Source organism: Virgibacillus sp. 7505, assembly GCF_002272135.1.
Classification (GTDB): Bacteria; Bacillota; Bacilli; order Bacillales; family Amphibacillaceae; genus Terribacillus.
This window is the reverse complement of sequence record NZ_NPBF01000114.1, coordinates 1-321: the sequence shown is the minus strand read 5'-3', so window position 1 is coordinate 321 and position 321 is coordinate 1. Positions and strand designations below refer to the sequence as shown.

General features: G+C 53.0%; 1 rRNA gene. It reads left to right on the top strand.

From position 1 onward, the window contains the following. Window positions 1-317, top strand: a 23S ribosomal RNA gene (locus CHH91_RS18165); the annotation flags it as partial. Window positions 318-321 lie beyond the last annotated feature (4 nt).

The window sequence follows — 321 nt, the reverse complement described above, 5'->3', positions numbered from 1 at the left end:
GTTCAGAACGTCGTGAGACAGTTCGGTCCCTATCCGTCGCGGGCGTAGGAAATTTGAGAGGAGCTGTCCTTAGTACGAGAGGACCGGGATGGACATACCGCTGGTGTACCAGTTGTTCCGCCAGGAGCATCGCTGGGTAGCTACGTATGGACGGGATAAGTGCTGAAAGCATCTAAGCATGAAGCCCCCCTCAAGATGAGATTTCCCATGGCGTAAGCCAGTAAGACCCCTTAGAGATGATGAGGTTGATAGGTCAGAAGTGGAAGCGTGGCGACACGTGGAGCGGACTGATACTAATCGGTCGAGGACTTATCCTATACA